At 58.6% G+C, this 21,925-nt stretch carries 29 protein-coding genes and 1 tRNA gene; 5 read left to right on the top strand and 25 right to left on the bottom strand.

The genetic code is table 11. The annotated features are described in order from the left end of the window. Window position 1 precedes the first annotated feature (1 nt). From C9383_RS15890 to C9383_RS15810, 18 genes are all read right to left on the bottom strand, one after another. A complete protein-coding gene (locus tag C9383_RS15890) occupies window positions 2-526 on the bottom strand; it encodes a phage tail protein (RefSeq protein ID WP_090368433.1) in 525 nt (174 codons plus the stop codon). Then, complete coding sequence (locus tag C9383_RS15885) at window positions 523-1,695, bottom strand: baseplate J/gp47 family protein (RefSeq protein WP_090368435.1); 1,173 nt, start codon at window positions 1,693-1,695, stop codon at window positions 523-525. Before C9383_RS15885 ends, C9383_RS15890 begins: the two co-directional genes overlap by 4 nt. Then, window positions 1,692-2,009 (bottom strand): DUF2590 family protein, encoded by a 318-nt coding sequence (locus C9383_RS15880; RefSeq protein WP_090368437.1) that lies wholly within the window; start codon window positions 2,007-2,009, stop codon window positions 1,692-1,694. The genes C9383_RS15885 and C9383_RS15880 overlap by 4 nt, the downstream gene beginning before the upstream one ends. Beyond that, a complete protein-coding gene (locus tag C9383_RS15875; RefSeq protein ID WP_090368439.1) occupies window positions 2,006-4,321 on the bottom strand; it encodes a phage tail tape measure protein in 2,316 nt (771 codons plus the stop codon). Before C9383_RS15875 ends, C9383_RS15880 begins: the two co-directional genes overlap by 4 nt. A gap of 6 nt (window positions 4,322-4,327) precedes the next feature. Next, a complete protein-coding gene (locus C9383_RS28190; protein ID WP_032872601.1) occupies window positions 4,328-4,471 on the bottom strand; it encodes a DUF6890 family protein in 144 nt (47 codons plus the stop codon). A 20-nt stretch (window positions 4,472-4,491) separates the two neighbouring features. Next, on the bottom strand, window positions 4,492-4,779 hold the full coding sequence (locus C9383_RS15870; protein WP_090368441.1) for a putative phage tail assembly chaperone: 288 nt from the start codon (window positions 4,777-4,779) through the stop codon (window positions 4,492-4,494). A gap of 37 nt (window positions 4,780-4,816) precedes the next feature. Continuing rightward, window positions 4,817-5,257, bottom strand: a complete 441-nt coding sequence (locus C9383_RS15865; protein ID WP_235863214.1) for a lysis system i-spanin subunit Rz — start codon at window positions 5,255-5,257, stop codon at window positions 4,817-4,819. A gap of 11 nt (window positions 5,258-5,268) precedes the next feature. Continuing rightward, complete coding sequence (locus C9383_RS15860; RefSeq protein ID WP_090368445.1) at window positions 5,269-5,802, bottom strand: lysozyme; 534 nt, start codon at window positions 5,800-5,802, stop codon at window positions 5,269-5,271. After that, window positions 5,799-6,005, bottom strand: a complete 207-nt coding sequence (locus tag C9383_RS15855) for a hypothetical protein (RefSeq protein WP_090368447.1) — start codon at window positions 6,003-6,005, stop codon at window positions 5,799-5,801. The genes C9383_RS15860 and C9383_RS15855 overlap by 4 nt, the downstream gene beginning before the upstream one ends. After that, on the bottom strand, window positions 6,002-6,220 hold the full coding sequence (locus C9383_RS15850; RefSeq protein WP_090368449.1) for a TraR/DksA family transcriptional regulator: 219 nt from the start codon (window positions 6,218-6,220) through the stop codon (window positions 6,002-6,004). Before C9383_RS15850 ends, C9383_RS15855 begins: the two co-directional genes overlap by 4 nt. Further along, window positions 6,220-6,669, bottom strand: a complete 450-nt coding sequence (locus C9383_RS15845; protein ID WP_090368451.1) for a phage protein — start codon at window positions 6,667-6,669, stop codon at window positions 6,220-6,222. The genes C9383_RS15850 and C9383_RS15845 overlap by 1 nt, the downstream gene beginning before the upstream one ends. 6 nt (window positions 6,670-6,675) lie before the next feature. After that, entirely contained in the window at window positions 6,676-7,797 is a 1,122-nt protein-coding gene (locus C9383_RS15840; RefSeq protein ID WP_090368453.1) for a DUF2586 domain-containing protein, read from the bottom strand. An 11-nt stretch (window positions 7,798-7,808) separates the two neighbouring features. Beyond that, on the bottom strand, window positions 7,809-8,489 hold the full coding sequence (locus tag C9383_RS15835) for a phage virion morphogenesis protein (RefSeq protein WP_090368455.1): 681 nt from the start codon (window positions 8,487-8,489) through the stop codon (window positions 7,809-7,811). Then, complete coding sequence (locus tag C9383_RS15830; protein ID WP_090368457.1) at window positions 8,479-8,925, bottom strand: phage tail protein; 447 nt, start codon at window positions 8,923-8,925, stop codon at window positions 8,479-8,481. The genes C9383_RS15835 and C9383_RS15830 overlap by 11 nt, the downstream gene beginning before the upstream one ends. Beyond that, window positions 8,922-9,392, bottom strand: coding sequence for a head completion/stabilization protein (locus tag C9383_RS15825; RefSeq protein WP_090368459.1), 471 nt, complete (start codon window positions 9,390-9,392; stop codon window positions 8,922-8,924). The genes C9383_RS15830 and C9383_RS15825 overlap by 4 nt, the downstream gene beginning before the upstream one ends. A gap of 97 nt (window positions 9,393-9,489) precedes the next feature. Continuing rightward, window positions 9,490-10,209: a phage terminase small subunit gene (gene gpM / locus C9383_RS15820; RefSeq protein ID WP_090368461.1), complete on the bottom strand. Its 720-nt coding sequence runs from the start codon at window positions 10,207-10,209 to the stop codon at window positions 9,490-9,492. Next, a complete protein-coding gene (locus C9383_RS15815; RefSeq protein WP_090368463.1) occupies window positions 10,206-11,228 on the bottom strand; it encodes a phage major capsid protein, P2 family in 1,023 nt (340 codons plus the stop codon). Before C9383_RS15815 ends, gpM begins: the two co-directional genes overlap by 4 nt. Beyond that, window positions 11,228-12,193: a GPO family capsid scaffolding protein gene (locus tag C9383_RS15810; RefSeq protein ID WP_090368465.1), complete on the bottom strand. Its 966-nt coding sequence runs from the start codon at window positions 12,191-12,193 to the stop codon at window positions 11,228-11,230. Before C9383_RS15810 ends, C9383_RS15815 begins: the two co-directional genes overlap by 1 nt. A gap of 159 nt (window positions 12,194-12,352) precedes the next feature. On the opposite strand from C9383_RS15810, the gene C9383_RS15805 reads away from it, so the two are divergent. The 3 genes from C9383_RS15805 (at window position 12,353) to C9383_RS15795 (ending at window position 15,493) form a co-directional block, all read left to right on the top strand. After that, on the top strand, window positions 12,353-14,398 hold the full coding sequence (locus C9383_RS15805; protein ID WP_159438930.1) for a terminase large subunit domain-containing protein: 2,046 nt from the start codon (window positions 12,353-12,355) through the stop codon (window positions 14,396-14,398). Then, window positions 14,310-15,170 carry a phage portal protein gene (locus C9383_RS15800; protein WP_235863295.1) on the top strand — a complete coding sequence of 287 codons (861 nt, stop codon included), beginning with the start codon at window positions 14,310-14,312 and terminating at the stop codon, window positions 15,168-15,170. Before C9383_RS15805 ends, C9383_RS15800 begins: the two co-directional genes overlap by 89 nt. Before the next feature lie 68 nt (window positions 15,171-15,238). After that, window positions 15,239-15,493: an ogr/Delta-like zinc finger family protein gene (locus C9383_RS15795; RefSeq protein ID WP_090368469.1), complete on the top strand. Its 255-nt coding sequence runs from the start codon at window positions 15,239-15,241 to the stop codon at window positions 15,491-15,493. Window positions 15,494-15,856: 363 nt separating this feature from the next. Here C9383_RS15795 and C9383_RS15790 read toward each other — a convergent pair whose 3' ends face one another. The 6 genes from C9383_RS15790 to C9383_RS28415 all read right to left on the bottom strand — a co-directional run bounded on the left by C9383_RS15790 (window position 15,857) and on the right by C9383_RS28415 (window position 20,369). Further along, entirely contained in the window at window positions 15,857-16,120 is a 264-nt protein-coding gene (locus C9383_RS15790; protein ID WP_090368472.1) for a hypothetical protein, read from the bottom strand. Next, the gene (locus C9383_RS15785; RefSeq protein ID WP_170122279.1) at window positions 16,120-16,368 is read right to left on the bottom strand and encodes an Arc family DNA-binding protein; all 249 of its coding nucleotides are present in this window, start codon (window positions 16,366-16,368) and stop codon (window positions 16,120-16,122) included. The genes C9383_RS15790 and C9383_RS15785 overlap by 1 nt, the downstream gene beginning before the upstream one ends. Before the next feature lie 12 nt (window positions 16,369-16,380). Then, entirely contained in the window at window positions 16,381-16,614 is a 234-nt protein-coding gene (locus C9383_RS15780) for a hypothetical protein (protein ID WP_090368475.1), read from the bottom strand. A 62-nt stretch (window positions 16,615-16,676) separates the two neighbouring features. After that, window positions 16,677-16,922, bottom strand: coding sequence for a hypothetical protein (locus C9383_RS15775; protein ID WP_090368477.1), 246 nt, complete (start codon window positions 16,920-16,922; stop codon window positions 16,677-16,679). Between the two features lie 420 nt (window positions 16,923-17,342). Beyond that, window positions 17,343-20,033: a toprim domain-containing protein gene (locus C9383_RS15770; protein WP_090368478.1), complete on the bottom strand. Its 2,691-nt coding sequence runs from the start codon at window positions 20,031-20,033 to the stop codon at window positions 17,343-17,345. 9 nt (window positions 20,034-20,042) lie between these two features. Next, the gene (locus tag C9383_RS28415) at window positions 20,043-20,369 is read right to left on the bottom strand and encodes a hypothetical protein (protein ID WP_235863216.1); all 327 of its coding nucleotides are present in this window, start codon (window positions 20,367-20,369) and stop codon (window positions 20,043-20,045) included. 94 nt (window positions 20,370-20,463) lie between these two features. On the opposite strand from C9383_RS28415, the gene C9383_RS15760 reads away from it, so the two are divergent. Both C9383_RS15760 and C9383_RS15755 read left to right on the top strand, forming a co-directional pair. Beyond that, entirely contained in the window at window positions 20,464-20,700 is a 237-nt protein-coding gene (locus C9383_RS15760; RefSeq protein ID WP_090368480.1) for a helix-turn-helix domain-containing protein, read from the top strand. A 3-nt stretch (window positions 20,701-20,703) separates the two neighbouring features. Further along, window positions 20,704-21,777, top strand: coding sequence for a phage integrase (locus C9383_RS15755; protein ID WP_090368482.1), 1,074 nt, complete (start codon window positions 20,704-20,706; stop codon window positions 21,775-21,777). 57 nt (window positions 21,778-21,834) lie between these two features. Here the strand turns inward: C9383_RS15755 and C9383_RS15750 are convergent. Next, window positions 21,835-21,911, bottom strand: a tRNA-Ile gene (locus C9383_RS15750). Between the last annotated feature and the right edge of the window lie 14 nt (window positions 21,912-21,925).

The raw sequence follows: 21,925 nt of genomic DNA, 5'->3' as shown, positions 1-21,925 counted from the left end.
CCTACAGGCTGGCAATCAGCGTTCGCTGATCATCGTTAAAGTCAGCCGCGACAAGGCGCAGCGATACGGGGGTGAGGGTCACGAAGTCATAACGCCGGCAGGTACGACCGTATTGCTGAATCAGTACCCGCAACAGCTCAGGGTTTTGCGACAGTTGAGAGTCGGATAGGCGCAACATGACCACGTCCCAATCCCGATCGGGCATACGCTCGTCAATCTCGACGTAGCCCACGCCCAGGCGCTGCAGGATGCGTTTGAGCCCTGCTGTACTGCCAGCGTCGACCGCGTTGATGAAGGCGAACTTGACGCGCAGGCGGTACAAGCTTTCAGGCTCGTCCTTGAAACGGCTGATATCGCGTTGCCAGGCCAGCAGATCGAGGATGGTCAGGTGGCAGGTTTGGGCGTCCATTTGCAGCAGTGGCCACTGCAGCCAGCCTTCAACCTTTTCCCACCAGGCCTGTGCGGCGGCTTTCAATTTCGCCAGCTGCGGGCCGTCGAGCCAGAACGGTAAATTGAGCTTGATCATGCAAGCGCCACCTGCAGACTTTTGATCCTGGGAATGCTCAGCTCTGACACGATGTCGGCATTGTCAAAATGCAGCGACTCGATGCCGGCGAACTGCTGGTGTAGCTCTTCGCCCAGGCGGCTAAACGAGAACCGCGACTGTGGATAGGTCAGCGTCGGCTGATAGTCGCCCGTGCCGCTCTCGCGGAACGCCGCACGAATGAACTGTTCCACTTCCGCCTGCAGCTTGGCGCGCTGCTCAACGGTCAGAAGTGGCCGTGGCCACAGGGTCAGGCTCAGCGCGTGCTGGGTTTCGGGCATGACCATCACCAGCAAGTCATCGCCGTGGCCATGGTTGCCCTGGTCGCGGATATGGGCGTTGATTTGCTCCAGGTACGTCGCCGCCGGCACGTCTGCATCAAACAGCACGTAGGCATTTGCGCTGCCCGGGCCACGGGGCGCGCCATGCAGGAAATACACACCATCGGGCCGCACGCCCGGAAAGGCTGAAATCATGGCGCGGTAGACCGAATCGGTGTGCCATTGGTTGACCGCCGAGAACTGGTTGCGCACGCGCAAACGCAGTTGGTCGTCCGGTTCAGGATCTGCACCAGGTGCAATCAGCCAGCCGTCCGCGTTGACCACCTGGACGATGCCGGCAATCGGCACCGGCAGGATTGCGTAATAACCCGGAGCCAGGTTGTAGCCGCTGCCGACTTCCAGGGCCTGCACCGGGACTTCCAGCTGCAGTACGCCATCTGCGAAGGTGACAGCCTGGGTAGTGACCAACTGATAGGTATGCCCGTTAATCGCCGCCGACTGCACCACAATGCCGGCGGGCAGGTTCAAAGCACCACCCGGCACATCGCGGGTAAACAACAGCACGCCTTGGGCCTTGGTCGCGCCTTTGCGCTCGATGTTGACCGCCCAGGCGAGCATGTCCAGCCACTTGTCACGCGCGGTTTTCACAAAGAAGTTGGGCAGCACGGTGTCGCTGATAAATCCGATCAGCCACAGCACCGGTTTGGTCACCAGGGCAGTCATTACCCGCCAGAAAGGCGAGTAAGCGCTGGTGTTGCTCATTTTGCTGCCCTGAGCCGCCACTTCCTTTTCCCAGGCCTTGCGCAATCCGTCTTCGGTCACGGGTATGCCGGCGTCTGCAAGCGCCTGCTTGAAGTCCACGTCGCTCATAGCGTCACCTCGATCTGGCCAAACTTGATGGTTTTGGCGGTGACCAGGTACTGACCAGGCTGCACCTGGTTAATCAGTGCGGTACCGGGCACCAGGCGTTCGTCGGACTCCACCAGCAGCTCCAGCTGCTGGATGCAGTCGCGCTGACGCAACTTGCTGCGCTCGGCCACCAATGTGACCAGCAAGCCGCTATCACGGATCATGTGGGCAATGTCCTGGGCGATACTGGCCCGGTCCTCGATCAGCACCGGCTGGCGGGAAGGGTCCAGCGCCAGATCGTTGTCCAGGATCAGTAGGTCGATGTAGTCGCTCATCCGCCCACCGCCATGGCCAACATGCCTTCCAGCTCCAGCGGGTTCATCGGTTTACCGGTGTGAATGTTGACGTTCTCCACGTGGGTGCCCTTGTTTTGGGTTTGGGTGTTGTTCTGGATGCTGCTCAGCAGGCCGCCCCGGGGTACGGCATCTGGTCGCTTGGGTGAAAGGCTGGCCACCGATCCGTTGATGCGCTCCTGGCTTTGCTCGGCCTTTTGGGTCGGTGGTGCCGCCGTGACGAGCGCCGGCGGCTGCAGCACCGGCTTGGGCACGGCAAGCTGCGGACCAACCGGTGCCGGCACCGGAATGGTCTGAGCCGTCACCAATGCCGGTACCGCACGCGGGGCCTCCACAACCGCCTTGGGCTGTGCGATCTGGACCGGTGGTTTCGGCACTGGGGCCAGTACCAGGGCAGGCGCCTGTGCCTGGGGCGCCAGTGCGCTGAGCGCCGGCATAGCTGGGGCTGGTGTTTCCGGTGCTGCAGGCATCACCAGGGGGGCCGCTATGGGCTGCTGCTGGGGAGCGCTGACCAGTTTCGGTAACAACGGCGCCTCGACCTGGGGCGCGCTTATGCTCGGCAGATCCGGCGCCGCCGGCATGTCGCCAAACGCCGCGTCGATCTGCACGCCCGGGATTTTGTTGAGCATGTCGATCAGGCCATTGATCGCCTTTTTGAAAATGCTGACGATGCCGTCCCACGCAGCACTGGCCATGCCCGTCCAGCCGCCCATGGAACCGAACCAGTCAGACAGGGCCGTCAGTTGGGCACTCACCCACTTGAACGCCTCGGTGTCCATCAGCGCGCCGGTCCAGTCGTCCCAATAGATGATTGCAGCCGCGACCACGGCCACCAGGGCCGCAATCCCCATCACGATGACGCCGACAGGGTTGGCCGTCAGCGCTGCATTGACCAGCCAGATAGCGCCCTGCCACAGCAGCATGGCGCCTCGAACGATGCCCATGGTGGTGTACAAGAGCGTCAGACCGGTGACGTACAACGCGACGGTAGCCACCTGCAGCAGAAATGCCGCCACGGAGCGCAGCTGCAGCAGTTGGACCACTTTCCAGACCGTCACCAGGGCGAGCCAAACCATCTTGCTGATGCCCACGACAAAGGTCAGTGCAGCCATACCCGCCGTAAGCCCCAAAATCACCAGGCTAGCCAGGCTGACCACGCGAGTGATGTTGGGGAACAGTTGGGACCAGCGCGTCAGCGTGGTGGCCACAGCGGTAAGCCTGGCCATCAGCGGTTGGATGATCGGCATCAGCGATTGGCCGAACGCGATACGCAGCGCTTCAACGGCGGCGCCGAACTGCTGCCATGGGTCGACCATGGCCATGGCCATCTTTTCGGCGTTTTCCAGGCCACGCACATTGCCCAACTGATCCATGCCGTTTTTCAGGCGCTCGGTGTCGCCCAGCAACGTGGTGATCAGGCGAGCCGCCTCGCCGCCGAAGGCATCGCGCAGCTTCTTGCCGTTGGCCTCGATCGACAGATCCCCGAACTTGCCTTTGAGCTTGTCCAGAATGTCCATCATCGGCAGCAACTTGCCCTGCTGGTCGACAAACGACAGGCCCAGCTTTTCGGACGCATCGCTGACGTTCTCGAAAAACGATTTGTACAGGCCTCCAGCCTCGCCGCCATCCATGGTGCTGCCCAAAGTGCCCAGCACCGCCATTTGCTCCGCCAGGCTGACGCCTGCAGTGCTGGCCAGGCCGCCGGCGGCCTTGAAGGCTTCCCCGATCTGCTCGCCACTGGTGCGGAACAATCTGACCGCCGTGGCCGTCTGTCCGGTGAGAACATCAACCCATTCGCCTTTGCCCATGGCGTCGGCCTGGCCTTTGAACAGGTTGTACATGGTGCCCACATAGGAGCCCATGGTGTCCGCGTCGGATTTGGTGGCCTTGGCCAGCAGGTTGCTGGCATTGGTGAACGTGGCCAACTGACTGCCGCTCAAGCCTTTGATGGCGCCCTCGATGTGATACGCCGATGCCACGAAGTCTCGGGCGTTCTCGCCGTAGGCCACGGAAAACTCCAGCGACTTCTTGTTCAGCGCATCCAGGGCCTCTTCTGCGACGCCCAGCGAACGAACCTCGCCCAAAGCCCGGTTCATCTCCAGAGCCGGTTCCAGCGAACCGCTGATGGCCATACCGGCGCCCACCAGCCCGCCCAGGCCGATGCCCATTTGGGTGATGTTTTTCTGGCTCTGTTCGGCCAGGTCAGAAAAGCCCATTTTCACCTTGCCCAACGGGGCGGTGACCTTATCGGTCAGGCTCAAAATGAAGGCCAGGCGGGCGCTTTGGTCAGCCATCGGTGTTTATCCGTTCAATGCATGGGCAATGCCGTTGGCGATCGCAATTTCCATCCGTCGCCAATGCTCGTCCTCCAGCCACTTGGCCGTGCCCATCACCTCGGCGGTGGGCTCGGCACCTGGTAGCCAGCGACTGGCCAGGGCCACCAGCTGGCCCAGGCCGTTTTCGGTCAGTCGTTCGGCGTGGTCGAGGGCTTTTTTACGGTGACTTCAACGTCCGGGCTGTATTCCTCCAGGAGCGCGCCGGCCAGTTGCATCACCAACACAGGGTTGCCCAGCAGTGCCTTGAGGCTGGCGCGCTCGTCCTGTGCAACGGCGGTCACCAACAGGTTGTTGGCGGGCGCCACCTTGTTGGTTTGGGTCACAGCATTGAAGTACTTGGTCACGTCTTGCGGGGTCAGTTCAAAGGTGAATTCCTTGTCGCCTACTTCCAGGGTGATCACGCGTTTATCGGTCATGTGTGTTGCTCCATTCAGGGTTAAAAAGTGGTGGGAATCAGCGCAGGCAAACCCGGCGCATGTGGTCTTGCAGGCCCAGGATCATTTGCCGGCTGAGGGCAAGCTGATCTCTGAGGGTGAAATAATCCGATCGAGCGTCTGCAGCGAGTTCGGCGGATCTGCCATCAGCCAGGCCGCCGGCGCCGGCATGGCCGGAAGCGGACACGCTGCAGGTGGCGTTGACGAGCAGCCGCTGATCATCAGCGTCAACAGCGCGGCGCAAGGCATCGTTTTGGGTGCGTTCATGGGTCAGTTCCCGGGTACGTTTAAGGTCGATGGCGTCACGTTCGGCCAGCCGTTCACCGCTGATGCGTGCGGCTTCGCGCAGGCCTGCGGCTTCATACAAGGCCGCGTCACGCTCGCGGCGAGCTTCATCACGCTGGCCTCCCAGCAAGTGGTAGCCGGACCAGGTCATCAGACACAGCACCAGGACAAACATGGCCTCTCTCATCACAGGTCCGCCTTGCACATTTCGGCCTCGGCCAGCCGGCGCCGGTGCAGGCCCCGGACAAACTCCTTTTGCCCCGGGGCGGTCGTGACGTAGGCCCACACAGGCGTCTTGCCATCCGCCGCCCATGCCAGGGCATTGCAGCCGTCCTTGATGCGGCCCGCGTTGATCAACGCGACAGCCCGACTGGCACAGGTGTTTGGCGTGCCCAGGTTGTGGGCATGGCTGCTCAGGGCGTCGAACGTGCCCTGGCCCACCTGCTGATTGGTGATGCAGTCGGCCAACTGCAGCTGGCCTTTGCGGGTCACCAGTTGCTCCACCTCGCTGCAGCGAGCATCCGACCAGTAGTCACCGACCACCACCGGATAAGGGCTTGTGTAGCGGGTGATGCCCTTGCACACGGTGGGCAGGCCTTGGGCGAGCTTGTCTGCGTACACGGTGTTCTGGCCGGTGCCTTCCCAGGTGCCCAGGAACAACATCAGCGACGAGCTGCACAGCGCGATCGCGCCGGCGGCAATCTTGCCGCGCAGGCTCATGGCTTCACCTTCCAGTCACGCAGCATCTGGCGGTACTTGGGCACCAACAGCAGGATCTGCAGCACCATGTACAGGGCCGTCAGCATGTAGGCGACCGCTGACCAGTCGACCGTACCGGTCGCACCTGTCGCGGCCACGCCGATTGCGGGCGCAGCCTTGGCAAAGGCGATGGCGGTGTCCTGCGCCGCCTGATTCGTGCTCATCGCTGCACTCCTTTCTCGAAAGCAGACTGGCAAGGCACACAGCGGGTCTTGCCGCCGAGCGCCTGGCGTGCTGCGGGAATCTCGTTGTCACAGTCCTGGCAGTGGGTTTGGCTGGGGCCCGTCGACTGCGCCCTGGCCCGGGCCAGTTGCGCGTTAATCGCCTGGTCGCGCTGACGTTGCTCCAACGCCTGGGCGCGGTCGAACGGACACACCATCAGCTCAGGCCCTCGATCTCGGAGGCGTCGAGGTACGGCACGCCGTTGACGCGAATGAAGTCCGGGCTGGTGACTTCGAAAGGCAGCTTGTGCTTGGACTTTTCACCGCCCTTCGGGTCGATGCTCAGCAGGCTGGATACCTTCAACTTGCAGCCGAACGCCTCGATGCGCAGCTCGTCGTCGCCCGCTTTCGCAAAGAACACAATGTCGAAAGCTTCCAGCTTGCGGAAACTGCCAGCACTGCGCGCCGCCTCGATCAACAGATTGAAATTGGTGGAATCCAGCTCCAGATCGCCAGCTGCGGCCACGTCGCCGTCGACGTAGCCGTCAGGCACGCCCCGGGTTTGTGCGGTTTTGCTGTTGTCGGTGATATCCAGGGTGCAGCTTTCGACGTGGACCTGCAGATCGCCCAGGTTCACGTCAAAGTTTTTGCCGCCAATGCGTGACATAGGGGGTTACTCCGAATCGTCGGTGGAAAGGTCCAGGGCGATGTTCGCCGTGAGGTCTTTCGGGCAGTTGTGGGGCTTGATCTTGATGAACGCCTCGACGGCGGTTTTGCTCTTCCAGACCAGCACGATGTCGCCGTCTTTCGGCGTTTCGATCTCGCCCGGGAACACCTGGCCCGCGAACTTGACCGACTTGGCCATGCGGCGCAGAGGCGCCATCAGCGCGGTGATGTTCACGGCCATGCTGTTGGGGGTGTTGTTGAGGCGCCGATCGGCCACACGGCGAATCAGCAACGGGCGCACCAGGCGTGCGGCCTTGTCGGCCAGGCGCAGATATTCGATCACCTGGTAATCGCTGGCCGGGGTGTCCAGCATGTTGCCGTCGCCCCAATACACACCCGGATAGTCCGGGTAGGTCTGCGAAACGGAGTAGCGGGACTTGTCCAGCTCGGCGCGGATCGAGGACGGCAGCGGCACGCCTTCGGAATCGACAGGCACGGGGCCGAGCCCCAGCACTGCACCGGTGGCCACACGCATGGGGCTGTCCGCTACGCTGACAGCAGCATTCGCCAGGCGCCCAGCCAGCACGCCCAGGTCATTGCCGTGCAACTGCGGCACCACCAGGACACGCGGCGCGGATACGCCGGCGGTGATCGCTTTTTGTGCCACCAGGTACTCGGCCCAGCTTTGAAACGGGCTCAGCGAAAGGCCAGCCGTGGCCGCCATGATGAAAACGCGACGGCTGTAGGTGTTGTTCACCGAGACAGCCGCGTCATGCATGGCCGACAGTTCGGCACCAGTGGCCACCGGCTTGGTGATCACCACCGCCTCGACAGAAAAGCCCTGCTGCTGGGACATTTCCAGGGCCTTGGTCCAATCGCCATCTGCAGCGATTGGCGCCGCCAGGCACGCCCAGCGATCGCCACCGTTCAGGCGTGCCGCAGTGATCTGGGTTTTCAGGTCGCTGACGGTGACGCCCAACTGGGCATCCAGATCGCTGTCGGTGTTGAGGGCGATCAATTTGCCGGTGTTTTTCGGACCGGGACCGATGAACAAGAAATAGCGTTCGATCTCAGTTACGGCGCCCTGGCCCAGATTGAGATTGTTAACGCTGACTTTGCCAAGTGCCATGCTGTGCCTCGTTAGCGGGGGGAATTAAGGATTTGCTGCAGCACCAGGTTCACCAGCTGGCTGGTGTCACGCTCGCTGCTTACGCCGATGAACTGGCGTTTCGGCAAGGTGATTTCCCAGCTTTGCGCGCCTGTCGTCTCGGTTCGTTCGTCGTTCAGAATGCGGATCAGCAAACCGGCCTGGGCGTAATTCACGTGCTCTTGAATCCAGGCCACAGACGGGCGCGTCAGGCTCTTTTTGCCCTTCTGGCGGGTGCGAAAGCCCAAGCGGCGCAGGCGTTTTGCCTGTTTGTCTGTGCAGGCAGTGCCCGGTGGAACCTTGTTCCAGCGGCGCATCTGCGCAGCGGTGCGGCGCTCTGAAACGCCGTTGTGTTGCTGGGCGGCCACCCAGCGGGTCAGCGCATTGCGCCAACCCAGCTCTGCCTCGTTGGGGCTCAGGCGGGTGACTTCCAGCAGTTTGGCCAGCCCGGCCTCCATCTTTTTCTTACCCTTGCCTGGGGCTTTGCGCGGCGCAAACGGGGAGCCGTCGACGTTCTGCTGGTCACGAACGCTCTTGCGGTTCATGGTCCGCACGCGTTTGCTGACGTTGTTCAGCAGACGCCGGCGCAGCTGCGGCGGCAGGCTCAACAGAGCCAGTTGCGCGTTGACGCTCAGCTGGCCGCGCACGTCGAGTTCCATCAGCCTACGCGCCATGCTCGACCTCGCCGTGTTCAGCTATCCAGAGGTCAAAAGGAACAAATGCCCACGTTTTGCCGAAGGCCTCGATCTCGCCGGTGGGGTCTTCGGCCAGGTACTGCGGCTCAATGAATTCCAGCGACAGCTCCACGTCGAAACTGTCCTGGTCCAACGGTTCAACGGCGAACATCGGGGCGGGTAGATCGTGGCGGCTGCGATCGGCGTCATGGGTTTCCAGCCAACTGCCCACCAGGGCCATCAGTCTGGCCGGGTGGTCAGTGAAGCGCTCCAGGGAAAACACGGCGCGATAGCGCATGTCGGCCATGTGCAGGCCGTTGCGGTCAGGTTTCCAGATCAGTTCCAGATTGACCTGTTCGGTCCAGCTGTCGAACTGCTCCGGCAGCACCAGGTTGCGGGCCATCAGGTAGGCGGTCAGCGCCTGCAGTTGGATCATTGCAGCGATGCCGTGATGCGGCCACGGCCCTGCAGAGCGCGCACGGCCTGCTGACTGAATGCCAAAAAGGTTTCGGAACGCTCCGGGGCTTCCTTGCCGGTGTTCTCCGCGCTTTCCCGGCGCGTTACGGTGGCGAACTGGGGCAACAATTGGCCCTTGGCGCGACAGTACACCGCTCGCTTGTAGAGCATGACCTTGTGGGCATAACCCCAATCTGTGGGGGTTGCTACACCTGCGGCGGCTACCAGGCTCGATATGCCAGCGGCCTGCAGTTTCTCCTTTACGTGGCCCAGGTCGGCGTTTACTTCGACCATGGCCATGCTCAGGGCGTCTACCAGCAGCTCTACCAGGTACTCCGCCGGCAGGCGTTGTTCCCTCTGGAATTCGGACAGCGAGAGGTTCGGCCAAAAGCCGTCGTTCTCAATCGCCTGCTCCACAAAGGTGGTGGGTTTCCCGGAAAAGCTCATTGCTGGTCGCTCAAATAGGGCGGGAAACACCGTTTCAACGGGGCGGGTCATAAATGACTGTCTCGTTTCACGGGTTCCCGCTGGGGGGGGTAGTCGGTTACTCGGTGGCCGGGTTGGCCGGTTGTTTTTCCAGGGCTTTGCGGCACTTCTTGATGCGCTCGCCGTTGCCGGCCTTCGAGTACAGCTCGGTCGAGCGTTCAAGGTGCTTAAGCGCTTTGCCCCACTGTTCTGCCTCCATGGCGCGCATGCCGATCAGCTTGTGGTACTTGCTCGGGATCTGTTCCGGCAGATCCCACTCACCGTCAACACGCGGTAACAGGTCGGACAGATAGGGCTCAGGACTGCGATTGGCGGTGAATTCGTCATACGCCCAGTCGGCTACTGCATCCGCGACAAAGGTCTGAATGTCGCGCTTGAAGCGCTCCGGCATTTCCTGCCTTTGCTCGATGGCGAGGTCCGCCAGTTCCAGGCCGTCTTCAAACTGGGCTGTGTCGAACAGCCAGACCATGACCTGCACCAGGACACGGTTCGGAAAGACCAGGCCGGATTCGACGTAGCGCTGCACGTATTCCTGATACTTGGGCAGCAGCTCGTCGCGCTTGAGCAACTGTTTACTGGCCAGGTTCTTCATATCGCTCAGGCGAGCAAGGTCCAGATCCAGCCCGGCTTCCATCAGCGCTAAGTGCTTGCGTGCGTTTGCAGGGCTGCTCAGGGCCTCTGCTGGTGAGTAAGTCAACGCGGCAGCTGATGCCGCGCTGGCTACCGCTGACGCGCCCTCAGCGAGGATGCGGCGCTTGTGCTCCAGCGCCAGGCTCACTTCGCCAGCTCCAGCGAGTCGGATTCCAGGTAGGCGAATTTGCCCAACTGCTCGATCACGTAACCTTCGTTGCGACCGTTGTAGTCCTCGGTACGGCTGCGCTTCGGGTTCTCGATCAGGTGGCGGCGCCAGCTGGAGTCCTGGAAGTAAATCGACAGGTTGGCCCAGGAGGTGACCAGGATGCCTTTGGTGGGGAAGAACGGAACCATGAAGGACGGCAGGCCGCCGTAGGTCGCGATGATCTGCGCATCTTCGATCCGTTCTTTTTCGGTTGGAGTCTGGCCTTGGGCGGCATACAGCTTGCCTTTGTCGTAGGCCATCAAGTCCGAACCGATGATGGCCACCAGGTCGCCTTCGTCACGGAACACCGGGTCGATCATCTGCTTAACGTCATGCACAGCCCCGTCGAGGTTGGCATAGTCGCCGCCCTTGCCAAGCACGATCTTTTTGGCCGGGTCACTGCTCGACAGCACCTGTTCCGGGATCTGCTCACGGGCGAGCTGCAGCCAGCCTTTGTTCACGTCCTGGAGCATGGGGAACTTGCCCAGGTCGGTCTGCTGCGCCGCCTTGACGCCGTGGAAACCGATCATGATGCGGTCCAGGGCGATGCGCTTTTGGACAGCAGCCAGATAGCGCTGTGTAAAGTCGGGGAACTTCGCCCAGGCGTCGATCGTGGCGAACTTCAAAGCAACGTCAGTTTCGGTGTGAAACAGTTCAAACTCGTTGTTTTTCAGATCCAGCAGGTGACGCGGCTCGCGATCGTTTTTGTCGGTGTCGGTGCGGCTGGTCGCCGGGCCATTCAGGCCCAACAGGACTTTTTCACCCTTGATTTCGCTGACCGGCACCACGTTGATACGACCCAGGAAGTCCACGCGCTCGGTGATCTGGTCGTTCAACTCCTGTGCGTGGGTTGGCTCCACCGCGAAAGTACGAGCTGCGTTACCGACGTTGTACGCTTCGGCCAGGTCTTCCTGGAGCTGCAGGTACTGTGCTGCAGCGTGTTGGGAGAGGGCGCCCATTAGCGCAGCCCCTTCTTGGCTTGCGGCTTGTCGTTTACGCCGGTGTTGCGCCCAACCTGACGGCGGTTGGTCGGAGTGTTGAACATCTTGGTCATGGTCGCCTGCAGCTCGTCCATGCGGGTGCTCAGTTCCTTGACGCTGTTGCTGTTACGACCTTTGCCGCCTTTGCGGTTGAAGTCGCGGTCTTCATCAGCCTGGTCCACCACGTCCTGCACGGCAGTGCCTACGGCGTCGACCTGCTCCTGGGTGTCGGAGGTATCGACATCTTCAACGACCGGTTCCAGTACGGCCTGGAAGCCGGCCATCAAAATTACGAACTGGTCAAACAGCGCTTTGAGCGCCTTGGCTGTTGCTTCATCCATCGGTTTGTTCTCTTCGGGTGAGGGGGTTTCAGGGGTGCCGCTGATTTCGGCAAAGCTCTTGAACAAGCTGGTCAGTGCGGAAAACAGGCGGCGCACTTCGCCTTGCTGCTGGCCGCCTTCGCGTAAGGAGCCCAAGGCCACGGCATTGCAGAAGTAGGAGGCCTTGGAGTAGCGCTTGCCCTTGCCGGCGCCGCGAGAGAAGTAGAGTTCCTGGGTGCCCAGGCTGGCGGGGGAATCGGTCACGGCCAGGCCTGTGAGGTAGAAGCGGCCCGAGTTCGCAAAGTCGGGGGTGATCTCGACGCTGGAGAACAGCTTTTCGCCCTGGTCGTTCAAGTGCAGCAGCTTGTCGTTGGGTTTGAGTTGGGCCTCCAGAGCCACCTGGCCAGGCTCCAGTTCTGGATCGTCTTCAACGAGACGCACGGCATAAACGGTGCCGTGGGAGCCTGGCCAGCGTTCATGCTCGCTCCAGATCACTGCCGTGTAGAAAGACAGCTTGTAGGTCTCCGCGCAGTCGCGCAGTTCCTGGACAGTAATCTCGCGTTTGTCGGCGGTTGGGCCGCTAACAGCTACGCGCTTCCAGTAGGAGACAAGGGATCGGGGCATTGGTGGAGCGCTCGGTGGTGGTCGATGAACGCCAAGATAGGCAGTCGATCGACCCCGGCCAAACGCTTTGCTTGAGCGAAATTCCTATTCAGCAAAAATAGGAATTTTCCTCACAAGATGGCCGAGTTTGAGCGGAAATCGGCGCATAGACTGCGCCCCATGAACTACTCAACAGAAGTCAAAGAAGCCGCAAAACGTCTCTACCTTCGCCGTGCGTCGGTGAAAGAAATTCAGGCTCAATTGAAGCTGCCAAACGTCCGGATTATTTACTACTGGATCAGGCAGGGCTCATGGGACGAGATGCTGACGGATGAAGAACCGCTGACTGCTGTCAGCCGGCGCATCACGCTCATCCTGGAAAAACTGGAAATGCTCACCAAAGGCGAACTGGATGAACTGGAGCGCCTGACGTCGATTCGGGAGCGACTGCAGAAACAGGCCAGCCGCCCGGCTTCAACTGCGACCAGTGATGCACCCAAGGCTCAACCCGATAGCTCGCAGGGCGATCGGCAAGAGCGAGGGCAGCGCGGTGGTAAGAAGCGGGAAAAAGAGCTGAAAAACGACATCAGCAGGCTGACGGAAGTGGACTTCCTGGAGAAGTTCACTTCCAAGATGTTCGGTTACCAGCTGGAGCTGTTTGAAGCCAAGCAAAACCCGCTCACAGCGCGAATCAGGAACATCCTTAAATCTCGTCAGATCGGCCTGACGTACTACTTTGCCGCCGAGGCGTTCATGGACGCGGTACTGACGGGGGATAACCAGATGTTCCTGTCGGCCAGTCGCGCCCAGGCCGAGATTTTCCGCAGCTATATCGTGACCTTTGCCGCCGAATGGTTCGACATTCAACTGACCGGCAACCCCATCAAACTTTCAAAGGACGGCAAGCCTTGGGCCGAACTGCGCTTTCTGTCCACGAACAGCAGCACGGCCCAGGGGCACCACGGGCACGTCTACATCGACGAATACTTCTGGATTCGTGACTTCCTCAAGCTGGACGGCTTGGCGGGTGCAATGGCTTCCCACGCCAAGTGGCGCAAAACCTATTTTTCAACTCCAAGCGCTGTTACCCACCAGGCCTATCCGTTTTGGACCGGTGAAGAATTCAAGAACAGCACGCGTGGCAAAAAGCTGGCGAAGAATTGGCCCAGCGAGGCGGCAATTCATGCCGGGGCGCTGTGCCCTGATGGCCAGTGGCGCAAGATGATCACGGTTCTGGACGCGGAGGCGGGAGGTTGCACGCTGTTCAACATCGAGCGCCTGCGCCTGGAAAACAGCGAGGAAACTTTCGATCAGCTCTACATGTGCAAGTTTATCGACAGCACACAGAGCGCGTTTGGACTGAAAGACCTGGAGCGCTGCTATTCGGATCTGATGCTTTGGGACGACTACCAGGAGAAGGCGGAACGACCGTTTGGCGACAGGCCGGTCTGGCTGGGGTATGACCCGAGCCGTACCCGGGACGATGCTACCTGTGTGGTGGTTGCCCCGCCGGACGAGTCTGGCGGCAAGTTCAGGATCTTGGAGAAGTACAGCTGGCGGGGGCAGTCGTTCACCTATCAAGCGGCCCAAGTGAAGCGACTGACCGAGCGCTTCAACGTCCAGCATATTGGTATTGATACCACGGGTGTCGGGATCGGCGTTTATGACCTGGTGTGCGACTTCTACCCGAGGGCCAAGCAGATCCACTACAGCCTCGAAACCAAAACCACGCTGGTCCTGAAAGCACAAGACGTCATCCAGGCGGCACGGATCGAATGGGACGCCGGTTGGACCGACATTGCGCAAGCCTTCCTAACCATCAAACGCGGCACCACCAACGGTGGCCAGATCACGTTCAGTGCATCCAGAACGGACGCCACTGGTCACGCCGATATCGCGTGGGCGGTTATGCACGCCCTGCACAACGAACCTTTGAACACCAACAAGCGGCGACGCAGCCGCTACCTGACGAGCGGAGCCCATGCCCAAACCATCCAGAAAGCAGCAACAGAGCCGGCCCGCACCAGGGCCAACGCGTATGTTCACGTTCGGGGAGCCAGAACAGGTCCTGACCGCGAATATCGGGGAGTACCTGGGCGTGTTCGCTACCGACGACGGGCGCCTGTACAAGCCCCCGGTGTCCAGGGCCGGTCTGGCCAAGCTGCTCAGGGCAAACGCCCATCACGGTGCAATCCCCAAGTTCAAGCGCAATCTGTTGCTGCGTGAATTCCTGCCCTCTGCGGGGTGCAGTACTTACACCATGGGGTGCGCGGCTTTGGATTACATGGTGTTTGGAGAAGCCTACTTCCTGGGGCACGAGAATTTCCTCGGCCATGTCCTGGAGCTTGAACACCTGCCCGCAATCAACATGCGGGTGAAGGTAGACGGCGGCTTTGTGATGCTGTTGCCGAATGGTAAAGAACAAGAGTTTGACCAAGACGAAGTGATCCATATCAAGGACTATGACGTCGAGCAAAATATCTATGGTATTCCCGACTATCTTGGGGGACTTCAAGCACTGTTGCTGAATGAGGCGGCTACATTATTCCGCAGGCGCTATTACAGCAACGGAGCGCACGCGGGATATATTTTCTATACCAATGATCCAAACCTTTCGGAAGAGGACGAAGAAAACTTGCGCGCTCAGATCAGTGCGAGCAAGGGTGTGGGTAACTTTCGGTCGATGTTTGTGAACATCCCGGGCGGCCAGGAAAATGCGATAAAGATCATTCCTGTTGGAGATTTTCAAGCCAAGGATGAGCTGGAAAAAGTGAAGAACATTACAAGGAACGATATAATAGCTGCATGGCGGATGAATCCGGCGCTGGCGGGTATCATTCCTGAAAACACCGGCGGTTTTGGTGATATCGAAAAAATTGATCGGGTTTATACAAACAACGAAATTCGACCGATTTGTCAGCTGTTTGATCATGTCAATGAAGTACTGCGCGATGACAGGCGTATCAGTTGGCGTGAGGTAGAGTCTGCTGCAGGCTGATGATGTATTGACTGGGGGGTGGGTACTATTTCGACCAAATAGTACCCTGCGTTTACGAGGGGGAGCGTATGAGAGTCTATTGCAAAGAATGTGGCGGTAAGAGTCGAATTTCTTCTAGAAATGATATTTCTTCGGAATTTGTATCGCTTTACTGTGACTGCCAGGACTGCGGTCACCGTTGGGTTTCACACCTGACGTTTTCTCACACGCTCAGGCCTTCTGAGCAAATGATGGATCGTTTGGTGTTTGACCGTCTTAGCAATATGAGCAAAAGTCGCCAGATGCAAATATTTCAGCAGTTGGGTGTTAACGACGCCCGGTAACTGCGGAAGCGATTTTGAATGTCGTCAAACTCTTTAACGATGCTTGTGGACAGTTGGATTAAACCAATTCTCCCTTTTGGGGATAGCTCAGTTGTCTGAACGTCTGTGAGAAGGGCAAGCATGTATCCGTGGTTTTCTATATCGTCGGCTAGCTCAGTAAGGCAGGGGGCTGAGTGTGTCATGGCTTAACTCCGTTTGCGTAATGGCACATCGCTAATATTTTGTAATCCTGAAACATGTCAGTCAAGGGTTTGCAAATTTTTTATTTGTTTTGTAATTGCTAATATTTTGTTTGATATAATGATGCAGTTATTTATTTTTCGGATAAAGAAATGGGCGCTTATGCGCCCATTTTATTGGTTGTTATGTGTGGTGTTTACTTTGGGCTATTTTGTTTTTTATTGAGTTCATTCTAACAACGCCAAATTTTCTTTTTCCTGATTTACTCTCAAACCCCATGACAAAAAGGTCTGCTGGCATCGGAATTACGATCAAGCCAGTTCCGGGGTCATGGTAGAGCTGCTGTGTAGCCTCACGTAAGGAAAAATCAGCAGTGATAGCCAACTGCCGTCGAGCTTCATCAATTTCAATATCTGTAATGGATATATAGTTTCCGTCAATAAACATTACGCGACCTCCTTAACTTTTGCATCAGCCTCAAGTTCTTCAATGCGGCGGAGCAATATTCCGATCATTTTGGTCTGTTCTTCGGCCAATTCCTCAACAACGATTGAGCGTTTTAAGCGGTTCACAATTTCCGAATTCATGCTGCGATCGTTGTTTGTTGCCAGACTTGAAATTTTCTCGCGCAGCCCATCAGGCAGGCGGACGACAAATTTATCTGCGTTGCGGGAGTTGCTGATTTCTTCTTGCATGATGGTACTCCTTCAAACCTTGGGGGCGGGCAGGTGCGTTGCCAACAGTTCCTGAATGATTCGGGCGTCCTGGGCTGACAGGTCGCTCACGCTGCGGGCGGTGACGCTCTCCAGCTCGCTCCGTGCTTCTGGCGTTTTCATGACCAGGAAGCCAATCAGGGCGCCACCCACCAGTGCGACCGCCTGCAGCTGCGGTGACGTTGTGGTAGCCTTCAAACCGCTGCCGTTCGGTGTAGGTGCTTGCATATTGCCTCTCCTTCGTTTGGTGGTTGGTGTCGGGGAGTTGCAGCTCCTCGGCACCGTCTCTTTCAACCCTGGGTCACTGCTTTGGCGGTGAACACCGGGCGTGTCTCGCTCTGAACCTCAAACTTTCCTAAATCCACTCCATCGACGCCTTCCAGGTGCACTTCGCATGACCTGGGCGGGTTGCTGTGCTTGCGCCAGAAGTCGCTGGCAACCAGTTCGGCCAGATCCTCGGCTTTTGCGACCAGTAGGTATGTCGCTGGCAACTGCATCGCACCTGGTTCGCTGTTTACGGTGTAACGGATGTTCATCAGTCGACCTCCTGCGTTGTGTGTACCCCCCGCCCGTCTGGAATAACCGGAAGGACGTAAGGGCGGACGCTCTCAAACCCGCGTATTTGCTGGCCTGAGAATCTTTTTGCTCCTTCCACTGGGGATGGAAGGTGGTGGAAGGTGATCAGCACGCCATTCAGCTGCAGGCCGCGCAGTGCCTGGGCTGCAGCCAATTCACAGCAAACCCCCAAAAGTGGAAGGTTGGTGGAAGGTAATGGAATGAAATTTCTTCCGGCTCCTTCCAGTGGTATATGTCTTGCTGAGTGTCTGTAACTGACTGTATTCATTGATGTATTCCTATTCATTCCAGTTATTCCAGATGATTTAAGGGATTACACAGAAATGCGGCTGCTTCTTTCCCAGGCTGTTCCAGCTGCTCTCTCCTCCCGTCTGGCGAAGCTATCCAGCCTTCTTAAACACCCAGCAGTTCAGCGAGCGCTGTTCAATGCGGGAGTGGCATTTCCGGGTTTCCAAGAAGGGATGAGTCCGGCTCTGTTTCAGGGCTTTTTGCAGAAGGATTGTTGGCAGCGCTTCAAGGCCTGCTGCCCGACACGCAGTCTGGAAATGCTGAATGTTGATAGCGATCAGACCTTTGTCAGAGCTGTGGTTGAGGGTTTCCCGTGTTTCTTGGCGCCGACCGTCGCTGTCCTCGATCGTGATGACCTGCTCGTTCAGGTAGTGATAGGCCTGCCAGAACAGGGCTGCAGTCTTGTGTTCGGCGGAAAGTGTTTGCTGTCGATCGAGCGCTCGGGCATCCAGGTGCTTGGCCAGGTTCTCCATGTCACGATCGGACCAATCAGGAAACAGGGGTTGAGTGGCCATTGCTGCAGCCAGTATCTGCGCATGGACCTGTACGATCCGTGCATGGCTGACACCACCGAGAGCCAGAAAGCGACGTTCGCAGTCGCGGTATGCGTCGAAGTAACGTTGTAACCAGGCGCTTTCCTGGCACAGCACTGCAGGTAGGTAGCCGGACAATTGTTCGACCGGCATTGCCTTGAGAGCGTCCGCTACTTCCTTCAACGCAGGCGTGTGGTGATCACACGTCATATGGAAGTACCCGATACGGGTGATGATCGCCTCTGACCCTTCCACCATGGTGTTCTGTGAAATGCAGATAGCACCGCGAAAGATCAGAGCATCGGTGTCACTGTTACCTGTCTTTACGCCGGTCACACGTAGTTTGGCGTTCAGGTCGAACAGAGGCTTAATCTCGTCCCAGCTGTACTGGACGATTACCGTGCGGCCCATGGAATCGGTGGTTTCTTTGTCAGACTCAATCAGCACCACGGGCAGGTTGCTTACGGCGGACAGCGAACGCAGCAGGCCGATGGCGGATGCGCCTGAACCGCTAGGTTTGATCCCTTCCTCGTTCTTGCGACCCACCAGCCGCCACAGAAACCGAATGAGAGTAGATTTGCCCGCTCCCGCCTCTCCGGTCAGCTCCAGGAATGCCCACCCCTGTTGAACCGTCCGGATCTGCTCTGCGAATAGTGAGCCAGTCCACCAGGCGAGACTGGCCAGCCCGTTGAGCCCAAACGCTGATTTGAAGTCATTGAACCAGGACGGATCGAATGACTCGCCGCGGTGCATCGGAAAACTACGGGCGGAAGTCTTCAAACCTTGCCCCTTGATATTGAGAAAACCATGATCGTTCACCTGGATCGCCTTGCCCTTGTGGAAGCCAAATCCGGGATAGCAGTAGGCACCGGTCACCTCGTCATACCCGACAAAGGGCAAGGTCCGGACCACGGTGGGATTGCGTAGCCACTCGCTCTTGAGCATGCCCAATACCTTTTCTCCGCCCTCAAACATGCCGCCTGGCGTGCGCTCCAGGAGTGCTTTGGCGAAGCCTCGCGGCTCTGTGATTGCGCTGGGTGGCAGTGGCTCCGTGCAGTTCAGGCGGCGGTTTGAGAAGTCGAAGCGAAAGAAGTAGCGTTGCTCACCGCTTATTGCGTCACGCTCCAGGTACTCAAAGCGCGGCACGCAGTTGGCGACCTGGTTGATGGTCGTGTGCTTGGCGAATTCGGTTTGATACCCGGTCGGTTCCTCGCCTGCTTTACGCGGCATGTCGTCCATATCCTTCTGCAGCTCGGACGTGTTTACCCGCGCTGAAAACAGGCAGTGTTCAAACTCGACCAGGAAAAAAGGGCGCGACCGGCGCATGTAAAGCAAGTAGGCCTTTTTCATTGCCGAACTGGCGCAGAACAGTCGCCCCTGATACAGCGCTTCATCAATGAACACGTTATCGAGCTGACCGTCTCGATAGACGTCATCCCAATCGCGGGCACCGGTCAGTGCGACCTGGCAGCTTTCCTTCATCTTGGCCAGGCGTTCACGGTACTTGGGTATTACTTCATGACCCGCGTGATCGTCATCGAGGGCGATCACCCACCGCACGCCCTTGCCTTGGTTCGCTTCGATGATCTGCCAGGGGAAGTTGTTGCAGCTGATGGCCGCGATCGCCTTATAGCCGGCAAGCCATAAAGCGATGGCGTGGAAGATCCCTTCCACGATGAAGACCAGGTCGTCTTTCTCGTAGGCTTGGCCCTTCGGCTCCCAACCTTCGCCCTTGTACTTCATGCCCTTGCGAATGCCGGCCTTGTCGCCTTTGTTCGCTACTACGGCGCGCGCGTCGATGATGCGCTCCCAGTACCCATCGCACAGCGGAAAACGCACTGTGGCCGCATAGGAGCCGTCAGCCATCTGCCTGCGGGCCTGGTCGTACCAACCGGCGATACGTGCGGTATCAAAGCCACGGCTACGCTGTAGGTATGCGTCGGCGGTAGCGTTCGGATTATCGGCGCTCGTTGGAAAACGCTCGCTCAGGTTTTCAAACAGGTCCCTGTAGCGATCGCGGGTTTTTTCTTCGAACTGGCAGTTGTTCAGGCGGTTGCATTTGAGCTGAAACGGCTTCTGTTTGCTGATGTAGAGCGAGCGTTTGCCACAGCCCGGGCATACGCCCTTGTTGTAGTAATCGGTGGACTCGTCTTTGGCCAGAAAGTCCAGGTCGCGGTCGTTCTTGAGGGCGGGTATCACGTCCTCCATGTAGATTTTGTCGAAGTCGTCGGCGGTTAAGCGCTTACTCATGGCCACCCCTTAGTGCTGATTGGTTGTCTTGGGGTTTTTGGCTGCTCTTACTTGCCCGGCCAGCTTCGCTGCATTCTTTGCGGAGATTAACGCTCCGTCTTCTGGAACCTCCTTGGTGACTGCTGACAATGCTTTTTGCAGGCGCTCTGCCTGTTCGGCTGCTTCAATAGCCAGATGAACCATGTTGATCAACACGGCCGACTTGGAGCCCTCAGTTTTGGGGCGAATGATGTAGCGGCCTTGTTCAATCTCACGACGAATCGCTGTATCGGACTGTCCGGAGCGCCGGGCGTACTCACCAACGGTGATGTATGGCGTGTCGATTACGATCTGCATTCTGTTAACCTCTCGCAAATATTGGGGACCAAAGTTCCATATGTGGAACCAATGATGGTTCCAATATTGGAACCTGTCAAGCGAGGAGTAGTGCATGGATATGCCGGCCAAGATGAAGGCGATTCGATCTAAGGAAGGGATGACACAGGGTGAGTTCTGCCAACTGCTGGGGTTCAGCCTGAGTACCTGGAAGAAATATGAGGCGGGAATTACGGAAGTAGCACTGGCGCCGTTCCTGGTCGTGGCCAACCACCCACAACTCACGAAATACGCGCTCTGGCTGACCACTGGTAGAACTGCTGTGGAGATCGGCCAGGTGAGTCCGGTGTAACTCATGGCCATAAAAAAACTTCCATCAGGTGTATGGCTGGTCGACTGTCGCCCTGAGGGGCGCAACGGGCCGCGTTTCCGCAAGCGTGTTGCTTCGAAGAACGAGGCGGTGCACGTGGAGCGGCGGGTGATGGGCGACGGTTCGCGTGGGGAGTTCGAAGCGCCCACGAAGCGAGACGATCGTTCACTCTCCGATCTGATGAAGCTGTGGCACAAGCTGCACGGCCAAAACCTCAAGACAGGGGACGAACGTCTGCAGCTTCTCCTAGCTATGGCGGAGCGGATGGGAAACCCCAAAGCCCATAGCTTCAGCTCATCCCACTTTGCGACCTACCGCGCAGAGCGGGCAGAGGGTAAGCACACCAGGGCAACACCAGGTCGTGGATTCAGCCAGGCTGAAGGTAAGGGAAAGCCGATCAGCGCGAATATGCTTAATCATGAACTGGCTTACTTGCGGGCTGTGTTCAACGAGCTGGCTAGGCTGGGGGAGTGGACAGGGGAGAACCCGCTGGCGCTGGTGCGCAAGCTCAAGTTTGACGAAACCGAGATGGCCTACCTTGAAGCCGACGAGATCAAGCCACTGCTCGATGCGTTGGCGGTGGAGGACTCAGACGCTGGGTTGATCGCGGAGGTCTGCTTGTCGACGGGGGCGCGCTGGGGTGAAGCCGAAGGGCTGCAACCGCGCCAGGTGCGTGATGGTCTGATCAATTATCTCAAAACGAAGTCCAGCAAGAACCGCTCGGTGCCGATCACCACTGAATTCGAAAAGCGCCTGCAGGCAGCACTACCATTCCGGCCCGGTTACAACATCTTTCGAAAAGTGGTCGACCAGCTGGGCCTCGATCTGCCAGACGGTCAACTGACACACGTCCTGCGGCATACCTTCGCCAGCCACTACATGCGCAATGGCGGCGACATCCTTACCCTGCAGCGAGTGCTTGGCCATGCCACTTTGGCTATGACTCAGAAGTACGCCCATTTCAGTCCTGGACACCTCGCGGATGTGGTCAGGCTGAACCCCCTTGCAGGTATGCGTGGACACATTGTGGACACATTGACGAAATTTGAAGGCGGGTAGGCTAAAATTCGCAACGCCCCAGAAAGCGAAAAGCCGCGTAATACGCGGCTTTGAAGGTGGTGGGCCCACACGGACTCGAACCGTGGACCAAAGGATTATGAGTCCTCTGCTCTGACCAACTGAGCTATAGGCCCTTAACAGGTCGCGG

This window comes from Pseudomonas palleroniana (assembly GCF_003031675.1).
Lineage (GTDB): Bacteria > Pseudomonadota > Gammaproteobacteria > Pseudomonadales > Pseudomonadaceae > Aquipseudomonas > Aquipseudomonas palleroniana.
The sequence above is the reverse complement of the archived record's forward strand: the minus strand, read 5'-3'. Positions and strand labels throughout refer to the sequence as shown.

Excerpts from the sequence above, each read along its gene's own strand:
- C9383_RS15890 (WP_090368433.1), bottom strand. The coding sequence starts at position 526 with ATGATCAAGCTCAATTTACCGTTCTGGCTCGACGGCCCGCAGCTGGCG.
- C9383_RS15885 (WP_090368435.1), bottom strand. The coding sequence starts at position 1,695 with ATGAGCGACGTGGACTTCAAGCAGGCGCTTGCAGACGCCGGCATACCC.
- C9383_RS15880 (WP_090368437.1), bottom strand. The coding sequence starts at position 2,009 with ATGAGCGACTACATCGACCTACTGATCCTGGACAACGATCTGGCGCTG.
- C9383_RS15875 (WP_090368439.1), bottom strand. The coding sequence starts at position 4,321 with ATGGCTGACCAAAGCGCCCGCCTGGCCTTCATTTTGAGCCTGACCGAT.
- C9383_RS15870 (WP_090368441.1), bottom strand. The coding sequence starts at position 4,779 with ATGACCGATAAACGCGTGATCACCCTGGAAGTAGGCGACAAGGAATTC.
- C9383_RS15865 (WP_235863214.1), bottom strand. The coding sequence starts at position 5,257 with ATGTTTGTCCTGGTGCTGTGTCTGATGACCTGGTCCGGCTACCACTTG.
- C9383_RS15860 (WP_090368445.1), bottom strand. The coding sequence starts at position 5,802 with ATGAGCCTGCGCGGCAAGATTGCCGCCGGCGCGATCGCGCTGTGCAGC.
- C9383_RS15855 (WP_090368447.1), bottom strand. The coding sequence starts at position 6,005 with ATGAGCACGAATCAGGCGGCGCAGGACACCGCCATCGCCTTTGCCAAG.
- C9383_RS15850 (WP_090368449.1), bottom strand. The coding sequence starts at position 6,220 with ATGGTGTGTCCGTTCGACCGCGCCCAGGCGTTGGAGCAACGTCAGCGC.
- C9383_RS15845 (WP_090368451.1), bottom strand. The coding sequence starts at position 6,669 with ATGTCACGCATTGGCGGCAAAAACTTTGACGTGAACCTGGGCGATCTG.
- C9383_RS15840 (WP_090368453.1), bottom strand. The coding sequence starts at position 7,797 with ATGGCACTTGGCAAAGTCAGCGTTAACAATCTCAATCTGGGCCAGGGC.
- C9383_RS15835 (WP_090368455.1), bottom strand. The coding sequence starts at position 8,489 with ATGGCGCGTAGGCTGATGGAACTCGACGTGCGCGGCCAGCTGAGCGTC.
- C9383_RS15830 (WP_090368457.1), bottom strand. The coding sequence starts at position 8,925 with ATGATCCAACTGCAGGCGCTGACCGCCTACCTGATGGCCCGCAACCTG.
- C9383_RS15825 (WP_090368459.1), bottom strand. The coding sequence starts at position 9,392 with ATGAGCTTTTCCGGGAAACCCACCACCTTTGTGGAGCAGGCGATTGAG.
- C9383_RS15815 (WP_090368463.1), bottom strand. The coding sequence starts at position 11,228 with ATGGGCGCCCTCTCCCAACACGCTGCAGCACAGTACCTGCAGCTCCAG.
- C9383_RS15810 (WP_090368465.1), bottom strand. The coding sequence starts at position 12,193 with ATGCCCCGATCCCTTGTCTCCTACTGGAAGCGCGTAGCTGTTAGCGGC.
- C9383_RS15805 (WP_159438930.1), top strand. The coding sequence starts at position 12,353 with ATGAACTACTCAACAGAAGTCAAAGAAGCCGCAAAACGTCTCTACCTT.
- C9383_RS15795 (WP_090368469.1), top strand. The coding sequence starts at position 15,239 with ATGAGAGTCTATTGCAAAGAATGTGGCGGTAAGAGTCGAATTTCTTCT.
- C9383_RS15790 (WP_090368472.1), bottom strand. The coding sequence starts at position 16,120 with ATGTTTATTGACGGAAACTATATATCCATTACAGATATTGAAATTGAT.
- C9383_RS15785 (WP_170122279.1), bottom strand. The coding sequence starts at position 16,368 with ATGCAAGAAGAAATCAGCAACTCCCGCAACGCAGATAAATTTGTCGTC.
- C9383_RS15780 (WP_090368475.1), bottom strand. The coding sequence starts at position 16,614 with ATGCAAGCACCTACACCGAACGGCAGCGGTTTGAAGGCTACCACAACG.
- C9383_RS15775 (WP_090368477.1), bottom strand. The coding sequence starts at position 16,922 with ATGAACATCCGTTACACCGTAAACAGCGAACCAGGTGCGATGCAGTTG.
- C9383_RS15770 (WP_090368478.1), bottom strand. The coding sequence starts at position 20,033 with ATGAGTAAGCGCTTAACCGCCGACGACTTCGACAAAATCTACATGGAG.
- C9383_RS28415 (WP_235863216.1), bottom strand. The coding sequence starts at position 20,369 with ATGCAGATCGTAATCGACACGCCATACATCACCGTTGGTGAGTACGCC.
- C9383_RS15760 (WP_090368480.1), top strand. The coding sequence starts at position 20,464 with ATGGATATGCCGGCCAAGATGAAGGCGATTCGATCTAAGGAAGGGATG.
- C9383_RS15755 (WP_090368482.1), top strand. The coding sequence starts at position 20,704 with ATGGCCATAAAAAAACTTCCATCAGGTGTATGGCTGGTCGACTGTCGC.